The 1112-nt window shown below is 73.6% G+C and carries 1 protein-coding gene; it reads left to right on the top strand.

The window, feature by feature from the left end:
- Window positions 1–1112: P-type ATPase actuator domain-containing protein (locus D7Y13_RS41615; RefSeq protein ID WP_279637187.1), on the top strand; the 1112-nt coding region annotated here is incomplete at both ends.

The following is a 1112-nucleotide window of genomic DNA, read 5'->3' on the forward strand; positions in this document are numbered from 1 at the left end:
GGCTCCAGCGCCATGCCGCACTTCGGGCAGGCCCCCGCCGCGCCGGGCACGACGTGGGTGTGCCCCATGGACCCGGAGGTGCGGCGGGACGCGCCGGGGGCCTGCCCGAAGTGCGGCATGGCGCTGGAGCCGGACGCGCCGCCGGCCCTGGAGACGCGGGTCGAGTACACCTGCCCGATGCACCCGGAGGTGGTGCGCGACGGGCCCGGCACCTGCCCGAAGTGCGGCATGGCGCTGGAGCCGCGCACGGTGACGGTGGAGGACAGGCCGGATCCGGAGCTGCGTTCGATGACGCGGCGGTTCTGGGTGGGGCTGGCGCTGAGCGTGCCGCTGATGGTGCTGGGCATGGCGGACATGTTGCCCGTGCGGCTCGCGCTGTCCCCGGAGGCCCTGCTGTGGGCGCAGTTCGTGCTGGCGACGCCGGTGGTGCTCTGGGTGGGGGCGCCGTTCTTCCAGCGAGGCTGGGCGTCGGTGCGCAACCGGCACCTCAACATGTTCACGCTCATCGCGCTGGGCGCGGGCGCGGCGTACCTGTTCAGCGGGGTCGCCACGCTGTTCCCGCACCTGCTGCCGGACGGTGCGCGCACGGGACACGGTGACACCGCGCCCGTGTACTACGAGGCCGCCGCCATCATCCTCACATTGGTGGCGCTGGGGCAGGTGCTGGAGTTGCGAGCCCGCCACGCGACGTCCGGTGCCCTGCGTGCGCTCCTGTCCCTGGCCCCCGCGACGGCGAGGCGCATCGGGGACGACGGGCATGAAGAGGACGTACCGCTGTCGGAGGTCCATGTAGGGGACCGGCTGCGCGTGCGCCCTGGCGAGAAGGTGCCGGTGGACGGCGAGGTGCTGGAGGGCGCGAGCGCGGTGGATGAGTCGCTTGTCACCGGAGAGCCGGTGCCGGTGGAGAAGGGCCGGGGCGCGAAGGTGACGGGAGGCACGGTGAACGGCACGGGTTCGCTGGTGATGCGCGCGGAGCGGGTGGGCCGGGACACGCTCCTGTCGCGCATCGTCCAGCGCGTCGCCGAGGCCCAGCGCACGCGGGCCCCCATCCAGCGGCTGGCGGACCGGGTGGCCGGCGTCTTCGTGCCCGCGGCTGACTCTTATACACATCT

Origin of the sequence: Corallococcus praedator, from assembly GCF_003612125.1 — a bacterium.
Classification (GTDB): domain Bacteria; phylum Myxococcota; class Myxococcia; order Myxococcales; family Myxococcaceae; genus Corallococcus; species Corallococcus praedator.